The organism is Pseudomonas sp. TMP9 (assembly GCF_037943105.1).
Taxonomy (GTDB): domain Bacteria; phylum Pseudomonadota; class Gammaproteobacteria; order Pseudomonadales; family Pseudomonadaceae; genus Aquipseudomonas.
This window is the reverse complement of the sequence record NZ_CP149803.1, coordinates 2,242,664-2,258,234: the sequence shown is the minus strand read 5'-3', so window position 1 is coordinate 2,258,234 and position 15,571 is coordinate 2,242,664. Positions and strand designations below refer to the sequence as shown.

At 57.6% G+C, this 15,571-nt stretch carries 13 protein-coding genes and 3 tRNA genes; 9 read left to right on the top strand and 7 right to left on the bottom strand.

The window, feature by feature from the left end; translation table 11 throughout:
- Positions 1-100: 100 nt before the first annotated feature.
- The 8 genes from WF513_RS10785 to WF513_RS10750 all read left to right on the top strand — a co-directional run bounded on the left by WF513_RS10785 (position 101) and on the right by WF513_RS10750 (position 7,917).
- Positions 101-2,893, top strand: a complete 2,793-nt coding sequence (locus tag WF513_RS10785) for a monovalent cation/H+ antiporter subunit A (protein WP_339079370.1) — start codon at positions 101-103, stop codon at positions 2,891-2,893.
- A 1-nt stretch (position 2,894) separates the two neighbouring features.
- Positions 2,895-3,224 (top strand): Na+/H+ antiporter subunit C, encoded by a 330-nt coding sequence (locus WF513_RS10780; protein ID WP_339079369.1) that lies wholly within the window; start codon positions 2,895-2,897, stop codon positions 3,222-3,224.
- Positions 3,221-4,726: a monovalent cation/H+ antiporter subunit D gene (locus WF513_RS10775; RefSeq protein WP_339079368.1), complete on the top strand. Its 1,506-nt coding sequence runs from the start codon at positions 3,221-3,223 to the stop codon at positions 4,724-4,726. Before WF513_RS10780 ends, WF513_RS10775 begins: the two co-directional genes overlap by 4 nt.
- A complete protein-coding gene (locus WF513_RS10770; protein WP_339079367.1) occupies positions 4,723-5,226 on the top strand; it encodes a Na+/H+ antiporter subunit E in 504 nt (167 codons plus the stop codon). Before WF513_RS10775 ends, WF513_RS10770 begins: the two co-directional genes overlap by 4 nt.
- Complete coding sequence (locus WF513_RS10765) at positions 5,211-5,480, top strand: K+/H+ antiporter subunit F (RefSeq protein ID WP_339079366.1); 270 nt, start codon at positions 5,211-5,213, stop codon at positions 5,478-5,480. The genes WF513_RS10770 and WF513_RS10765 overlap by 16 nt, the downstream gene beginning before the upstream one ends.
- A gap of 10 nt (positions 5,481-5,490) precedes the next feature.
- On the top strand, positions 5,491-5,823 hold the full coding sequence (locus WF513_RS10760; protein WP_339079365.1) for a Na+/H+ antiporter subunit G: 333 nt from the start codon (positions 5,491-5,493) through the stop codon (positions 5,821-5,823).
- A gap of 83 nt (positions 5,824-5,906) precedes the next feature.
- Positions 5,907-6,812, top strand: a complete 906-nt coding sequence (locus WF513_RS10755) for a DMT family transporter (protein ID WP_339079364.1) — start codon at positions 5,907-5,909, stop codon at positions 6,810-6,812.
- A gap of 10 nt (positions 6,813-6,822) precedes the next feature.
- Entirely contained in the window at positions 6,823-7,917 is a 1,095-nt protein-coding gene (locus WF513_RS10750) for a PLP-dependent cysteine synthase family protein (RefSeq protein ID WP_339079363.1), read from the top strand.
- A 66-nt stretch (positions 7,918-7,983) separates the two neighbouring features.
- On the opposite strand, the gene WF513_RS10745 is transcribed toward WF513_RS10750, so the two are convergent.
- The 7 genes from WF513_RS10745 to WF513_RS10715 form a co-directional block, all read right to left on the bottom strand.
- Positions 7,984-9,600: an NAD(P)/FAD-dependent oxidoreductase gene (locus WF513_RS10745; RefSeq protein WP_339079362.1), complete on the bottom strand. Its 1,617-nt coding sequence runs from the start codon at positions 9,598-9,600 to the stop codon at positions 7,984-7,986.
- Between the two features lie 152 nt (positions 9,601-9,752).
- A complete protein-coding gene (gene gap, locus WF513_RS10740; protein WP_339079361.1) occupies positions 9,753-10,754 on the bottom strand; it encodes a type I glyceraldehyde-3-phosphate dehydrogenase in 1,002 nt (333 codons plus the stop codon).
- A 101-nt stretch (positions 10,755-10,855) separates the two neighbouring features.
- Positions 10,856-11,527, bottom strand: a complete 672-nt coding sequence (locus tag WF513_RS10735; protein ID WP_339079360.1) for a hypothetical protein — start codon at positions 11,525-11,527, stop codon at positions 10,856-10,858.
- Between the two features lie 249 nt (positions 11,528-11,776).
- Complete coding sequence (gene rimO / locus WF513_RS10730; RefSeq protein WP_339079359.1) at positions 11,777-13,099, bottom strand: 30S ribosomal protein S12 methylthiotransferase RimO; 1,323 nt, start codon at positions 13,097-13,099, stop codon at positions 11,777-11,779.
- 428 nt (positions 13,100-13,527) lie between these two features.
- Positions 13,528-13,604 (bottom strand) — tRNA-Met (locus WF513_RS10725).
- Between the two features lie 121 nt (positions 13,605-13,725).
- Positions 13,726-13,802 (bottom strand) — tRNA-Met (locus tag WF513_RS10720).
- A gap of 121 nt (positions 13,803-13,923) precedes the next feature.
- Positions 13,924-14,000: transfer RNA gene (locus WF513_RS10715), tRNA-Met, on the bottom strand.
- 456 nt (positions 14,001-14,456) lie between these two features.
- Between WF513_RS10715 and dinB the strand changes: the two genes are divergently transcribed.
- Positions 14,457-15,533, top strand: a complete 1,077-nt coding sequence (dinB, locus tag WF513_RS10710; protein ID WP_339083526.1) for a DNA polymerase IV — start codon at positions 14,457-14,459, stop codon at positions 15,531-15,533.
- Positions 15,534-15,571: the final 38 nt, after the last annotated feature.

Genomic DNA, 15,571 nt, shown 5'->3' with positions numbered 1-15,571 from the left:
TTACGCCGCAGGTGAATGCCTGTGTAGTAACACCAGTAAGCAGGTTATGCAGACGGCTGGGCATCCGTAAGTGCCGAGTTCGTAATAAGGGGTTTTATTTATGACGCTTGCGCTGATCATCGCTCTGCCATTTTTTGGCATGTTTTTGCCTCTGCTGGCTGAGCGGTTAGGCCGTTCCGCCTGCGCTGCGGCAGCGGCGTTGGCGCCGCTCGTCGCCCTCGTCCTGCTGCTCTCACAACAGTCCTCAGTGTTTGCTGGCGAGTTGCTCACGGTGAAGCTGGAATGGCTGCCTGCATTGGGCTTGAACCTCAGCTTGCGCCTTGATGGATTGGGCTTTCTATTTGCCCTGTTGATTCTCGGTATCGGTCTGTTGGTGATTCTCTACGCGCGCTATTACTTAGCGAAGAAAGAGCCCATGGGTCGTTTCTTCGCCTTCCTCTTGCTGTTCATGGGCGCCATGCTCGGCGTAGTGCTCTCAGAAAATCTGCTGTTAATGCTGATGTTCTGGGAGCTGACCAGCCTGTCGTCGTTTCTGCTGATTGGCTTCTGGGGTGCACGTTCGGATGCGCGCAAAGGCGCACGCATGGCCTTGGCGGTCACCGGTGGTGGCGGCTTGGCGCTGTTTGCCGGGATTTTGCTGATTGGTCATATCGTCGGCAGTTTCGAGTTGTCCCAGGTCTTGGCTGCAGGTGACGTAATCCGCGCTCATGCGCTGTACCCACTGGCGCTGATTTTGGTGCTGCTGGGGGTGTTCACTAAATCAGCGCAGTTCCCTTTCCATTTCTGGTTACCCCATGCCATGGCTGCACCGACGCCGGTGTCCGCCTACCTGCATTCGGCGACCATGGTTAAGGCTGGGGTGTTTCTGCTGGCGCGCCTTTACCCCGCGTTGGCGGGTTCAGAGTGGTGGTTCTATCTGGTCAGCATTACCGGCCTGGTGACGTTGCTAGTCGGGGCCGTGATGGCGTTGTTTCAGCATGACCTCAAGGGCCTGCTGGCCTATTCGACCATCAGCCATTTGGGTTTGATTACCCTGCTGTTTGGCTTGGATACGCGCTTGGCGGCGGTGGCGGCGGTGTTTCATATCATTAACCACGCCACCTTTAAGGCTTCGTTGTTTATGGCGGCGGGGATCATTGACCATGAAACTGGAAGCCGCGACATGCGGCGCATTAACGGTATGTGGAAGTACATGCCGCACACCGCAGTGTTAGCCATGGTGGCGGCCTCAGCAATGGCTGGCGTACCGCTGCTCAATGGCTTTCTGAGTAAAGAAATGTTCTTTACCGAGACACTTAACCAGCACTTGCTCGGCAGCTTCAACTGGGTAATCCCGGCCGTGGCAACCTTGGCTGGGGTGTTTACCGTGGCGTATTCGCTGCGCTTTATCCACGATGTGTTTTTCAACGGCGAGCCGATCAACCTGCCGCATTACCCGCCGCATGAACCACCGCGCTACATGAAAGTGCCCGTGGAAATTCTGGTCTTCCTTTGTCTGCTGGTGGGCATCGTGCCCGCCTATACGGTGGCGCCGTTGCTGGCGGCAGCCGCTACTGCGACTTTGGGCGGCGAGTTGCCAACCTACAGCTTGGCGATCTGGCATGGTTTGAATTTGCCGCTGCTGATGAGCTTTATCGCGCTGTTCGGCGGGGTGTTGATCTACGTACTGCGCCAGTCGCTGTTCCGTTGGTATGCCGGGCTGCCGGGTGTGGATGCCAAATTGATCTTTGAGCGTGGCATTGTGCTGTTGCTCAACCTTTGCAGCGCCGTGACCCGCTGGCTTGAGAACGCCTCACTGCAGCGTTACTTGGCGCTGCTGCTGGCTGCAGCTTTGGTGGTGGTGACCCAGGGCCTGAGTTCTCTGCCGCAAATCCGTGGGCCGCTTGAGTTGGGCGCCATTGACGGTATCACGGCTCTAGGTTTGGGCATCATGGCCTTAGCCGCTTTGGTAACGGTGATTTTCCATCGCCAGCGTCTTGTTTCGCTGCTGATGCTCAGCGTGGTCGGGTTGATGGTGGCCTTGGCTTTCGCCCGTTTTTCGGCCCCGGACCTGGCCTTGACCCAGCTCTCAGTGGAGGTGGTCACCATCATCTTGTTGATGCTCGCGCTGTTCTTTCTACCCGCTCATACCCGCGTCGAGTCCAGCAGCCTGCGGGCCTTGCGTGATTTCATCTTGGCGGTGGGCAGCGGGCTGATGGTGGCGATGTTAGCGTTTGCGGTGCTGACCCGGCCGTATGACAGTATTTCTGGATTCTTTCTCGAAAACAGCAAGCCGGGCGGCGGCGGGACCAACGTGGTCAACGTCATTCTGGTGGACTTCCGCGGTTTTGATACCTTGGGTGAGATTGTCGTACTGGCGATTGCCGCAGTCGGCATCCTGGCATTGCTCGACGGCCTGCGCCTGATCCAGCCACAAGTTGATGCGCAAGGGCGTAACTGGGCGCGTGACCGCCATCCGCTGGTTCTCGCTACCCTGTCGCGGGTACTACTACCCATGGCGTTACTGGTCTCGGTGTTTATCTTCTTGCGTGGGCACAATTTACCCGGTGGTGGCTTTATTGCTGGGTTGGTAACGGCCGTGGCGCTGATTCTGCAATACGTCGCCAGTGGCGTGCAGTGGACGCAATCACGCTTGCCCTTGAATTACCAAGGCATGGCCGGGCTGGGTGTTTTGATCGCCGGGTTGACGGGGCTGGGCAGTTGGCTGTTTGACCACCCGTTCTTGACCTCATCCTTCGGCTATTTCCAGATTCCGTTAATCGGTGAAATCGAACTGGCCACCGCCATGCTCTTTGACTTGGGCGTGTACCTGACGGTTGTCGGCGCGACCCTGCTGATTCTCGCCAACCTGGGCAAGCTGACCCAGGAAAAAGCTGCACACGAGGTGCTTTGAGATGGAAGCCATATTTGCCGCGACGTTGGGCGTGCTAATCGCCAGCGGTGTCTACCTATTACTGCGCGCACGGACGTTCCCGGTTGTGCTGGGGCTGACGCTGATTTCCTATGCAGTCAATTTGTTCCTGTTTGCCATGGGCCGCTTGCAAACGGGCGCGGTCACGGTGATCGGGGCGGGTGCCGAATATGCGGATCCGCTGCCGCAAGCATTAGTGCTGACCGCCATCGTGATCGGCTTCGCCATGACGTCCTTCGCGGTGGTGTTGGCACTGCGCAGCGTCGGCGAAACCCAAACCGACCATGTTGATGGCCAGGAGCCTGCGCAATGAACCATGGTTTGATCCTGCCCATTCTTTTGCCCATGTTTGCTGGCGGCCTGTTGCTGCTGGGGTCTGGCCTGAGCCTGCGCTTCAAGCGCAGCCTGTCGCTGGTGGCGACTTTACTGTTGCTGCCGGTAAGCGCCTATTTGCTCTGGCTGGCCGACCAAGACGTGTTGCAGGTGTATGCCGCCGGTAACTGGGCTGCGCCGTTCGGCATCATCTTGTTGCTCGATCGCCTCAGTGCCTTGCTGGTGCTGGTGACGGCGGTGTTGGCCAGCTTCGCCTTGCTGTATGCGGTGCGTGGCGATGATCAGCGCGGGCAGAGCTTTCACGCGCTTTTCCAGTTCCAGTTGATGGGCATCAACGGCGCCTTTCTGACGGGCGATTTGTTCAACTTGTTCGTGTTCTTTGAAATTTTACTGATCGCCTCCTACTCGTTGCTGCTGCATGGCGGCGGTGCCGAGCGGGTGCGGGCTGGCTTGCATTATGTGGTGCTGAACCTAGTCGGATCGGCCTTTTTCCTGCTGGCCGTCGGCGTGCTGTATGGCATTACCGGCACCCTGAACATGGCTGATATGGCGACGCGTGTGGCTGCTGCCGGGCCTGATGACGCCGCACTGTTAGGCGCTGCTGGCTTGCTGTTACTGGTGGTGTTCGGGCTTAAGGCTGCGTTTTTGCCGTTGTATTTTTGGCTGCCCAAGGCATACGCCTCAGCCAGCGCGCCGGTTGCCGCACTGTTTGCGATCATGACCAAGGTTGGGCTGTATTCAATCATCCGTGTGTACACGCTGATCTTTGGCGACGATGCCGGCAGCCTAGCCAATATGGCCAATGACTGGCTCTGGCCGATTGCCCTGCTGACCCTGGCCCTAGGCGTAATCGGCGCGCTGGCGGCGACAACGCTGCACGGGTTGTTGGCGTACTTGGTGGTGGTATCGGTCGGTACCTTACTTTCAGGTATTGCTATCGGCACCGAGCAAGCCTTGGCGGCTTCTTTGTATTACCTGGTGCACAGCACCTGGGTAGCCGGCGGTTTATTCTTATTGGCGGATCTGATTGCGCGTCAGCGCGGCGAAAAGCAGGCGCTGCTGGTGCAGGGGCCGGCGCTGCAGAACCCTCATCTGCTCGGTGGTCTGTTCTTTTTTGGCGCGATTGCAGTCGCGGGTCTCCCGCCGCTTTCCGGCTTTATCGGCAAACTGCTGTTATTACGCTCCCTTGAACCAGGTCTGCAGGCACTGCTGCTGTGGCCGGTGGTGTTGGGCGGTGGCTTGTTGACCTTAATTGCGCTGAGCCGCGCCGGTAGCACCTTGTTTTGGCGGGTGGGGTTGAGCCAGCTGGACAGCGCCGAGCTGGACTATGGCAGGCTGTTGGCCTGCATGGGCTTGCTGTTGCTGAGCCTGCTGCTGGTCGCAGGGGCGGCACCTTTGTTGAGCTATGTCGAAGCAACAGCCAGCCAGTTACATGACCTGGCGCTGTACCGGCAGATCATCGAATCGGGAGTCGCACGATGAAAACACGTCGCTGGTTACCCCAGCCGCTGCTGAGCTTGTGCCTGCTGTTGGTTTGGCTGCTGCTGATCAACGACTTGAGCTTGGGTCACTGGCTTTTAGGCGCGCTGCTTGGCTGGGCCATTCCACTGCTGACCCAATTGTTCTGGATCAATCCGCCACGGGTGCACAAGCCTTTTAAGCTGTGCTTGTTTTTGCTGCGCATTCTCGGCGATATCGTCGTTGCTAACCTGCATGTGGCCAAGCTGATTCTCGGCCCGGCGGCCAAGTTGCGGCCCGCATTCGTGGAAATTCCCATGCTGCTGGAGGATGAGTTGGCGCTGACCATGCTCACCAGCATTATTTCCCTGACGCCGGGTACGGTTTCCGCTGACCTGAGTGATGACCACAAAACGCTGCTGGTGCACGGCCTTGATGTGCCCGATGCGGCCGAATTGGTGGCTGTGATCAAACAGCGCTACGAAGCACCTTTGCTGGAGGTATTCACATGCTCGTCTACGTGATTCCGTTGTGCTTGGTGATCATAGGTTTGGCGTTGCTGCTGACCATGGCGCGGCTGATTATCGGCCCGGACCTGCCCGACCGCATCCTGGCCTTGGATACCTTGTATATCAACGCCATTGCCATGCTGGTGTTGTTTGGCGTGTGGCTGGGCTCTGACCTTTATTTTGAAGCCGCTCTGCTGATTGCCATCATGGGCTTTATTGGCACCGTGGCGGTGGCCAAGTATTTGCTGCGCGGCGACATTATCGAATGAGGACTCTCTGATGGCTTTCTGGATCGAAGCGCTGGTGGCGTTATTCCTACTGATTGGCAGCCTGTTCGCTCTGGTGGGGGCGATTGGTCTGTATCGGTTACCAGACTTTTTTATGCGCCTGCACGGCCCGACGAAGGCCAGTACCTTAGGCGTTGGCGGCATGGTCATCGCCTCGCTGATTTACTTTAGCTTTAACGGCGAGGGCATCAGCCTGCATGAACTGTTGATCGCCTTATTTCTGTTTATCACCGCGCCGGTTAGCGCCCATATGCTGGCCAAAGCGGCCCTGCAGCAAAAGCTGCGGATCAGCGATAAAACCCGCGGTAAGCCTTGGGAGCAATAAGCCTGCACAGTTTGCGCGACTGACTGTATCTGTCTGCGGCGCGTTGGCCTCTCTACACTGCTGCTTTTGCGCAGAGGCGCGGTATGCACGAGCAGGGTAAACGCGTTGCAGTAGTCTGCCTAATCATCGCCATGGCGCTGTGGGGCAGTTCGTTTATTGCGCTCAAGTTGGCCTTCGCCGAACTGCCGCCGTTATGGGTGATTTTTGGTCGCATGGCTTTAGGCAGCTTGGTATTTTTGCTGGCTTGGCGTTGGCGCGGGCAGATGCATTACCGCGCCGGTGATTGGAAGTACCTACTGGGTTTGGCTGCTTGCGAACCCTGTTTGTATTTCCTCTTCGAGGCCTTAGCTTTACAGCACACCAGCGCCGCCCAGGCTGGCATGGTCACCGCCTTATTGCCGCTGCTGGTTGCGGTGGGTGCGTTTATCTTCCTGCATGAGCGCATCAGCCGAACCACTCTGGCTGGCTTTCTTCTCGCCTTGATCGGCGCCGTTTGGTTGAGCCTGGCCGGCAGCGCCGACGAACATGCCAGCAACCCCATGCTTGGTAACGCCTACGAGCTGTTGGCGATGCTCTGCGCCACGGGGTACACCCTCCTGCTTAAGCACCTGTCGGCGCGTTATTCGCCGTTTTTGTTGTCCGCTATGGTGGCGTTTGTCGGCACTGTTTTCTTCCTGCCTTTGGCCTGGCTCAGCGCGCCACTGCCGACTACGATCAGCCTTATGGGCGTGGGTGCGGTGGCGTATTTGGGCATCGTGGTCACTGTCGGTGCGTATGGGTTGTACAACTTTGGCGTCAGCCGGATGCCAGCCAGTCAGGCATCCGGTTTTACCAACTTGATTCCTGTGTTCACCTTGTTGTTTGCCATCGTGTTATTGGACGAAAGCCTCAACCCTATGCAAATGCTTGCGGCGGCACTGGTATTCGCGGGGGTGTTGCTAAGCCAGTGGCGTGCGCCCCGCGTGGGACCGGCTGGCGTGTTGGATTAAGGAGTAAGGCATGAGTGATTCACGACGCTGGGCACGCGAAGCGATCCATATTATCGAGGCGGATTTTCAACGCAGCGCTGATACCCATTTGATCCCGTTACCGCTGCCAGGTTTGCCGGGTGTGGAGTTGTACTTCAAAGATGAGTCCAGCCATCCCACCGGCAGCCTTAAACACCGCTTAGCGCGCTCATTGTTTCTCTATGCACTGTGCAATGGCTGGCTCACGCCTGGTGCGCCGGTGATTGAGGCGTCCAGCGGGTCCACGGCGATTTCTGAAGCCTATTTCGCCCGTCTGCTGGGGCTACGGTTTATCGCGGTGATGCCCGCCAGCACCTCAAAGGAGAAGATCGCGCAGATCGCGTTTTACGGTGGCCAGAGCCACTTGGTGAACGACCCGATGCAGATATACGCAGAGTCCGAGCGCTTGGCCCGTGAGACGGGCGGCCATTTTATGGACCAGTTCACCTATGCCGAGCGCGCCACCGATTGGCGCGCTAATAACAATATTGCCGAGTCGATTTTCCAACAGCTGCGCAGTGAGCACTTCCCTGAGCCGAGTTGGCTGGTGTCCAGCGCGGGCACCGGCGGCACATTGGCGACGTTAGGGCGCTATGTCCGCTATCGCCGCCACAACACCCGCGTGCTGTGCGCCGACGCTGAGCGTTCGGTGTTCTTCGATTACTACCGCACGGGTAATGCCAGCCTGACCCTGAGCCATAGCTCACGCATCGAAGGCATCGGCCGGCCACGGGTCGAAGCCTCCTTTTTGCCAGCGGTGATTGATGCGATGTGTAAGGTGCCAGATGCGCTGTCGCTAGCGGCCATGCATTATTTGGCGCAGCGTTTGGGCCGAAAAGTAGGAGGCTCCAGCGGCACCAACCTAATTGGTGCGTTGCGGGTGGCGCAGCAGATGGTGGCGGCCGGCGAATCGGGCTCGGTGGTGGCGATACTCTGCGATGGCGGCGAACGGTATGCAGATACCTATTACGATCAAGCCTGGTTGAATACGCAGGGCTTCGACCTGACTGACTTGATATCAGTAATCGCCGCCTGCGCTGAAAAGGGCGAGTCTTTGCCGGGCAATATACTTACGGCTGGCTTGTAGCCCGGATGCAATTCAGGCCCCCTGTTCCGCCTGTAGAGCCCCGCATTGCATAAAGGCTGCAACCCCCTAAACCGGCTGTTCGCCCAGCATGTCTTTGATCAACGCTTCTGCCACGCGAATGCCATCGACCCCTGCCGAGAGAATACCGCCGGCATAGCCTGCGCCTTCACCTGCTGGGTACAGGCCGCGCACATTCAAGCTTTGCATGTCGGCGCCACGGGTGATGCGCAGCGGCGAAGAGGTGCGAGTTTCGATGCCGGTGAGCACCGCATCCGCAAGGTCGAAACCTTTGATCTGCTTACCAAAGGCCGGCAGCGCTTCGCGAATAGCCTCAATGGCAAAGTCCGGCAGTGCCAGGGCCAGGTCGCCCAGTTTGATCCCCGGTTTGTAGGATGGCTCGACAGTGCCCAGTGCGGTGGACGGCTTACCTGCGATAAAGTCGCCGACCAGCTGCCCCGGTGCTTCATAGGTGCTGCCGCCGAGCAGATAAGCCTGCGATTCCAAGCGTTCCTGCAGTTCAATGCCAGCCAGCGGACCACCCGGGTAATCCTGTTCTGGGAAGATGCCGACAACAATCCCCGCGTTAGCATTGCGCTCGTTGCGCGAGTACTGGCTCATGCCATTGGTCACCACCCGGTTCAGCTCCGAGGTGGCCGCCACCACGGTGCCGCCTGGGCACATGCAAAAGCTGTAAACCGAGCGACCATTCTTGGCGTGGTGCACCAATTTGTAATCCGCCGCGCCTAATTTGGGGTGGCCGGCGTATTTACCTAAGCGCGCACGGTCAATCAGCGATTGCGGGTGCTCGATGCGAAAGCCCACCGAGAACGGCTTGGCTTCCATAAACACCTCGCGCTTATGCAGCATGCGGAAGGTGTCACGTGCGCTGTGGCCCAGTGCGATGATCACTTGACGGCTGAGAAGCTGCTCGCCGCTGTCGAGTACCACGCCTTTGAGCTGGCCATCCTCAATCAATACATCGCTGACGCGCTGCTGAAAGCGCACTTCACCGCCCAGCGCCTTGATCTCTTCGCGCATGGTCGCCACCACGCCAGTGAGGCGGAAGGTGCCGATATGCGGTTTATTAACGTAGATAATTTCTTCCGGTGCGCCGGCTTTGACAAACTCCTGCAGCACCTTGCGGCCATAGTGGTGAGGGTCTTTGATCTGGCTGTAGAGCTTGCCGTCAGAAAATGTGCCGGCACCGCCTTCGCCAAACTGCACGTTGGATTCCGGTTTAAGCACATTCTTGCGCCACAGGCCCCAGGTGTCCTTGGTGCGCTGGCGCACTTCAGTGCCGCGCTCCAGCACGATAGGTTTGAGTCCCGCCTGAGCAAGAATCAGTGCGGCAAAAATACCGCACGGGCCAAAGCCGACCACGAGCGGGCGCTCTTCAAGGTTCTCCGGCGCGTGGCCGACGGGGTTGTAGACGGTATCCGGGGTTAGGCTGATATGCCGGTCATCGGCAAACTTACTCAGCAACGCGGCTTCATCCTGCAGGCAGCAGTCGATGGTGTAGATAAACTGTATTTCGCTGGATTTTTTTCGCGCATCGTAGCTGCGCTTAAACAGCGTGAACTCAAGCAACTCGCTGTCGGTAATCCCTAAACGCTGGATGATAGCTGGGCGCAGCGCCTCGATCGGATGGTCGAGCGGCAGCTTGAGTTCGGTGATGCGTAACATGATGGGCAATCCACAGACAAGGGCCGGAGGCAACCCGGCAGCTTTTAAGAGGCGGCGATTATACCTACGAATGAGCGCCGTCGGCTTAGGTGGGGTGCCTGCAAAGTTGGCTGCGTGTTGGCGTAGTATTTTTATGCAGCCAAGAGGTGCGCCTATGCAGGCTTTACCCAGGCCATCAGCACATCCAACATGCGGTTGGCAAACGCCCACTCGTTGTCGTACCACGCCAATACCTTGACCAAATCACCTTGTACGCGTGTGTGGTTAAGGTCGACCACGCAAGACACCGGATAACCGTTGAAGTCACTGGACACCAGTGCCAGCTCGTTGCACTCCATTACCCCAGCTGGCAACCGCGCAGCACCGGTTTGCAGCGCCGCATTGATTGCCTCGCGGGTTGTTGGGCGTTCGCAGGTAAAGGTCAAATCAACCAGTGACACATTCGGCGTTGGTACGCGTACCGACAGCCCATCCAAGCGGCCGGCTAATTCCGGCAACACCAGGCCGATGGTCTTAGCGGCGCCGGTGCTGGTGGGGATCATCGACAGCGCTGCGGCGCGGGCGCGGTACAAGTCGCTGTGGGTTTTATCCAGCAGGTTTTGATCGTTGGTGTAGGCGTGAATGGTGTTGACCAGACCCTGACGAATGCCCACGGCCTCATGCAGCACTTTGGCTAATGGTGCGAGGCAGTTGGTGGTGCAGGACGCGTTGGAGACGATCTGCTGATCGCCCAGCAACTCATGATTGACGCCATACACCACGGTCAGGTCGGCGCTGTCGAGTGGGTGCGAGAGCAGCACCCGTGGGCTACCCGCCGTGATGTGTTGCTCGACGTGCGCGCGCTTTTTCAGCTTGCCGGTGCACTCAAGCACCACGTCAATCGCCTGCTCACCCCAGGGCAGGTTCGCCACTTCACGTTCGCACAGCAGCTTGATTGGGTAACCATCGACCCGCAACACATCACCTTCTAAGTTGATTTGACCGGGGAAGCGGCCGAAGGTGGAATCGAAGCGGGTTAGGTGGGCGAGGGTGCTTTGCTCACCCAAGTCATTGATCGCGACAAGGTGAATCTGGTCCTGCAGGTTGCGCTCAAACAATGCGCGGACCAAGCAGCGACCAATACGTCCATATCCATTGATAGCAATGCGCAGCATAACGGTATCCCTTTGGCTGACTTCCCTTGCAGCTTAGGCCAAACACCTTCCGGCAGGCTGATCTATCTCAGCTATCGACGCATTGCTCGGGCAATGAGGCGTTAGTCGTTACGCGCGCCGCCAAGGAAGGCGCAGCCGCGTAACACGTCACCATTAAGGCGTAACTCGGCACTCATGTGCTGCACCGCGCCGCTCATGCTGTCGACACAGCGCTGTTTGGCAACCCAGAGCTCAAGGCGTTGACCATTGGCTTCGCTGCTCAGGCTTAGGCGACCTTCCGGCAGTTGTTCTTCAAGATAAGGCAGCGCTTGCGGCTCCTGGCCGACACGGTTAAACACCATGCCCTGATTACTCACGGCAATGCTCCACTGCGGCTCACGGCCACTGGCGCGCAGCATGGTGCGGGCAAAGTTAATGTCTGAACAACCTTGGCCTTCAGCCTGCACGCGATAAACCTGGCTGGGCACGAATTGGCCGTCGACACTCGTTTTAGCGTTGGCTTGCAGTTGCCCGCGCATGTCTACATAAAGGGTGCTGTGCCCAATGCTGAACAAGTTATTGGCATCACTGCTCAGCCCGGTTGCCCCGGCGTTATTAACGATAAATTGCCGCTGCTCCCGGCACGGACGAAACAGCAACTGGCCAGCGCTAAGGCTTAACTCGCCTTGCATGCGCGTTTGCTCACTCTCAGGCTCAGCCGTTTTTTCGGTAAACACCTGGCAACTGGCGAGCAATGGCAACAAAGCAAAGCAAAAAATACGGCTGGCACGCATGCGGATACTCCTCAAAAGTGCGCCCACGTTACCGAGGCACCCGCCGCATCACAAGGGTGCCGATCCAGTTGATTGCTTCGCCAATTCGCTAATTCGCCAGCGCGGGAGCCGCATTTATCGGGTTGCCGGCTATTGGGCGGCTACTTGATGGAGGCTTGGGTGTTCGCTGGGGCAATCGCCAGCCTGATATTGAAATATGAGGCAGAAAAAAGCCCCGTGCAGACGGGGCTAGTCTCGACGACCTTGGGCTTAAATCAACTCAGCCCACATGTCGTATTCATCGGCATCAACGATACGCACGCGTACTTTGTCGCCAGGCTTGACCTCCGTGCTGGCGATAAACACGCTACCGTCGATCTCCGGTGCGTCGGCATAGCAGCGGGCGACTGCGCCTTGGTCGTCGACCTCGTCGATCAGCACATCCATTTCTTTACCGACTTTCAGCTGCAGGCGTGCGGTGCTGATGGCTTGTTGATGAGCCATAAAGCGGTCCCAGCGGTCCTGCTTCACGTCATCCGGTACGTGGTTGTCGAGCAGGTTGGCGGATGCCCCTTCGACGGGCGAGTACTGGAAGCAACCCACGCGGTCGAGCTGGGCTTCGGTCAGCCAGTTGAGGAGGTATTGGAAGTCTTCTTCAGTTTCACCGGGGAAACCGACGATAAAGGTCGAGCGGATGGTCAGTTCCGGGCAGATTTCGCGCCAATTCTTGATCCGCGCCAAGGTCTTGTCTTCGAAGGCTGGGCGCTTCATCGCTTTAAGTATTTTCGGGCTGGCGTGCTGGAAGGGGATATCCAGGTACGGCAGGATTTTACCAGCGGCCATCAGCGGGATCAGTTCGTCGACGTGCGGGTAGGGGTAGACGTAGTGCAAACGCACCCAAACACCCATGCTCGATAAGGCTTCGCACATTTCGGTCATGCGAGTTTTCACCGGCTGGCCGTTCCAGAAGTCAGTTTTGTACTTCATGTCGACGCCATAGGCGCTGGTGTCCTGAGAAATCACCAGCAGCTCTTTAACGCCGGCTTTCACCAGGCGCTCGGCTTCGCTGAGCACGTCGCCCACAGGCCGGCTGACCAGCTTGCCGCGCATGGACGGGATGATGCAAAAGCTGCAGGTGTGGTTGCAGCCTTCGGATATCTTCAAATAAGCGTAATGGCGCGGGGTGAGCTTGATGCCTTGCGGCGGCACAAGGTCGATCAGTGGATTGTGTGAGGTCGAGGGTGGCACCACGTCGTGTACGGCGTTGAGCACCTGTTCATACTGTTGCGGGCCGGTCACTGAGAGCACGCTGGGGTGTACGTTGCGGATTGCGCTTTCTTCCACGCCCATGCAGCCGGTGACAATCACTTTGCCGTTTTCTTTAATGGCTTCGCCGATTACTTCCAGAGATTCAGCCTTGGCGCTGTCGATAAAGCCGCAGGTGTTGACCACCACCACGTCGGCGTCCTGATAGGTCGACACCACCTCATAACCTTCCATGCGCAGCTGGGTCAGAATGCGCTCGGAGTCCACCAAGGCTTTGGGGCATCCAAGTGAAACGAAGCCGACTTTTGGCGCAGCGGGGGTGGACATGGCGGTAACCTCAGGCATGAACGTATGGATGCTGGGCGCATGGCTGCGCCTCTGATCAAAAAGTGCGCAATTCTAGCGGTGACGCCGCCAGTTGACCAGCGCTGAGCGGTCCATATGCGAGCGTTTAAGGGTGGTGTTGCATGCTTAACAGCGGAGCAGCCTGGCCGCGTGATGCAAACTAAAGTAACCAATAATCGCCGCGGTGTTGGCTGGCCTTGTTTGTTCGGCGCTGCTGCGACCCGTCCAAAACCCTGCAGGGCTGGTGTTATGGCCTAGTTTGTTGCGATTAAGCGTCATCGCAGGCGAATCTGGGAGCAGGGAAACATGCGGAGCGGGTAGCGAGGGGCTGTTGATTGAGCGGTGCTGGTGCGCCGTTTAAACAAGCCAAAACAAAAAGGCCACTCGATTGAGTGGCCTTTCTGAATATCTGGTTGCGGGAGCCGGATTTGAACCGACGACCTTCGGGTTATGAGCCCGACGAGCTACCAGACTGCTCCATCCCGCGCCGACGATTCTATACAGAAGAGAATCTTTGTCAATCGATTAGTGGTTTTTAATCAATAACTTAAGTGGTGAGGGCGGAAAGCAAAAAAGGCCACTCGAGTGAGTGGCCTTTTTTGAGTATCTGGTTGCGGGAGCCGGATTTGAACCGACGACCTTCGGGTTATGAGCCCGACGAGCTACCAGACTGCTCCATCCCGCGCAGACGATTCTATACAGAAGAGAATCTTTGTCAATCGATTAGTGGTTTTTAATCAATAACTTAAATGGTTAGGGCGGAAAGCAAAAAAGGCCACTCGAGTGAGTGGCCTTTTTTGAGTATCTGGTTGCGGGAGCCGGATTTGAACCGACGACCTTCGGGTTATGAGCCCGACGAGCTACCAGACTGCTCCATCCCGCGGCGCCAACTATAGCGGCAAAATACAATCTGTCAACCAAAACGTAAGAAGAATTCTATTTTATTCAGATGCTTAGCCACATTAGCTGAGTTCTCCACGCCTGAGCCCTGGGCTGCGTCTGGCTGCCTCAGCCTGACTAAAGGGGTGCAAACGCTTTCGTCATAGCCTGTGACCAGGCTGTTGGGCTAGAGTCCATGCCCATTAAAGGAGAGCGGTGTTATGCGCAGTAAATGCAAGTCGTGTGGTGCCCAGGTCGTAGTTGAGGCCAAGACCTGTCCCGGATGCGGTGCAGCTGTGGCGGGTAAGAGCAAATTGTTGCCCTTGGCGGCCTTTATGTTGATCGTTATTTTGGTTATCCAGTCTTATATCAGCAAGTCGGATGACGTGCAGAGTGAGGCCACACCGGCCGCTCCCTTGAGTTCAGCGGCGCAATAGCGGTAGGGTTGATGGCTTTGACGATGAACAGCCGCAAGATCATCCACGTTGACTGTGACTGCTTTTATGCTGCCATCGAAATGCGTGATGACCCGAGTTTGGCCAACAAGCCGCTGGCGGTCGGCGGCTCGGCGGATCGGCGCGGGGTGATTGCCACCTGTAACTATGAGGCGCGCAGCTACGGTGTGCGTTCGGCGATGGCGTCGGGGCACGCGTTAAAGCTGTGCCCAGACCTGGTGATCGTTAAGCCGCGTATGGAAGCTTACAAGTTGGTTTCGCGCGAAATTCAGGCGATCTTTCGAGACTACACCGAGCTCATCGAGCCGTTATCGCTTGATGAAGCCTACCTAGATGTTACTGACAGTCCGCACTTTGCCGGCAGCGCTACGCGCATCGCCCAGGATATTCGTCGGCGAGTATCGCAGGCGTTGCACATCACGGTTTCTGCAGGCGTGGCGCCGAACAAGTTCCTCGCCAAGATTGCCAGCGACTGGAAGAAGCCCAACGGCTTGTTCGTTATCACCCCTGATGAGGTGGACGATTTTGTCGCCTCCTTGGCGGTGAATAAATTGCATGGCGTGGGTAAGGTCACGGCTGACAAGCTCGGACGCTTGGGCATCCGCACCTGCAGTGACCTACGCGAGTACAACAAGCTGGCGTTGGTCAAAGAGTTTGGCAGCTTCGGCGAGCGCCTGTGGGGGTTGGCGCGCGGCATTGATGAGCGCGCAGTGCATAACGACAGCCGGCGTCAGTCCGTTAGCGTGGAAAACACCTTCGACAAAGATTTGCCCGATCTCGCCGCCTGCCTGGAACAATTGCCCGCTCTGCTAGAGGAATTGGACACGCGTATGGCGCGTTTAGACCCCAGTTACCGACCCGATAAACCCTTCGTTAAAATCAAATTTCATGACTTTACTCAGACCACGCTGGAGCAAGCTGGGGCGCGACGTGACCTAGACAGTTACAGCCGGCTGCTGAGCGCTGCTTTTTTGCGCGGCAACAAGGCTGTGCGCCTGCTGGGTGTTGGCGTGCGCTTGCATGACCTGCGTGGCAAGCACGAACAGTTGGAGTTGTTTTCACGTCAAGAATCAACGTGCTGACTACCCGCAGGGCGGCCGCGATGAACAGTCGGCCACTA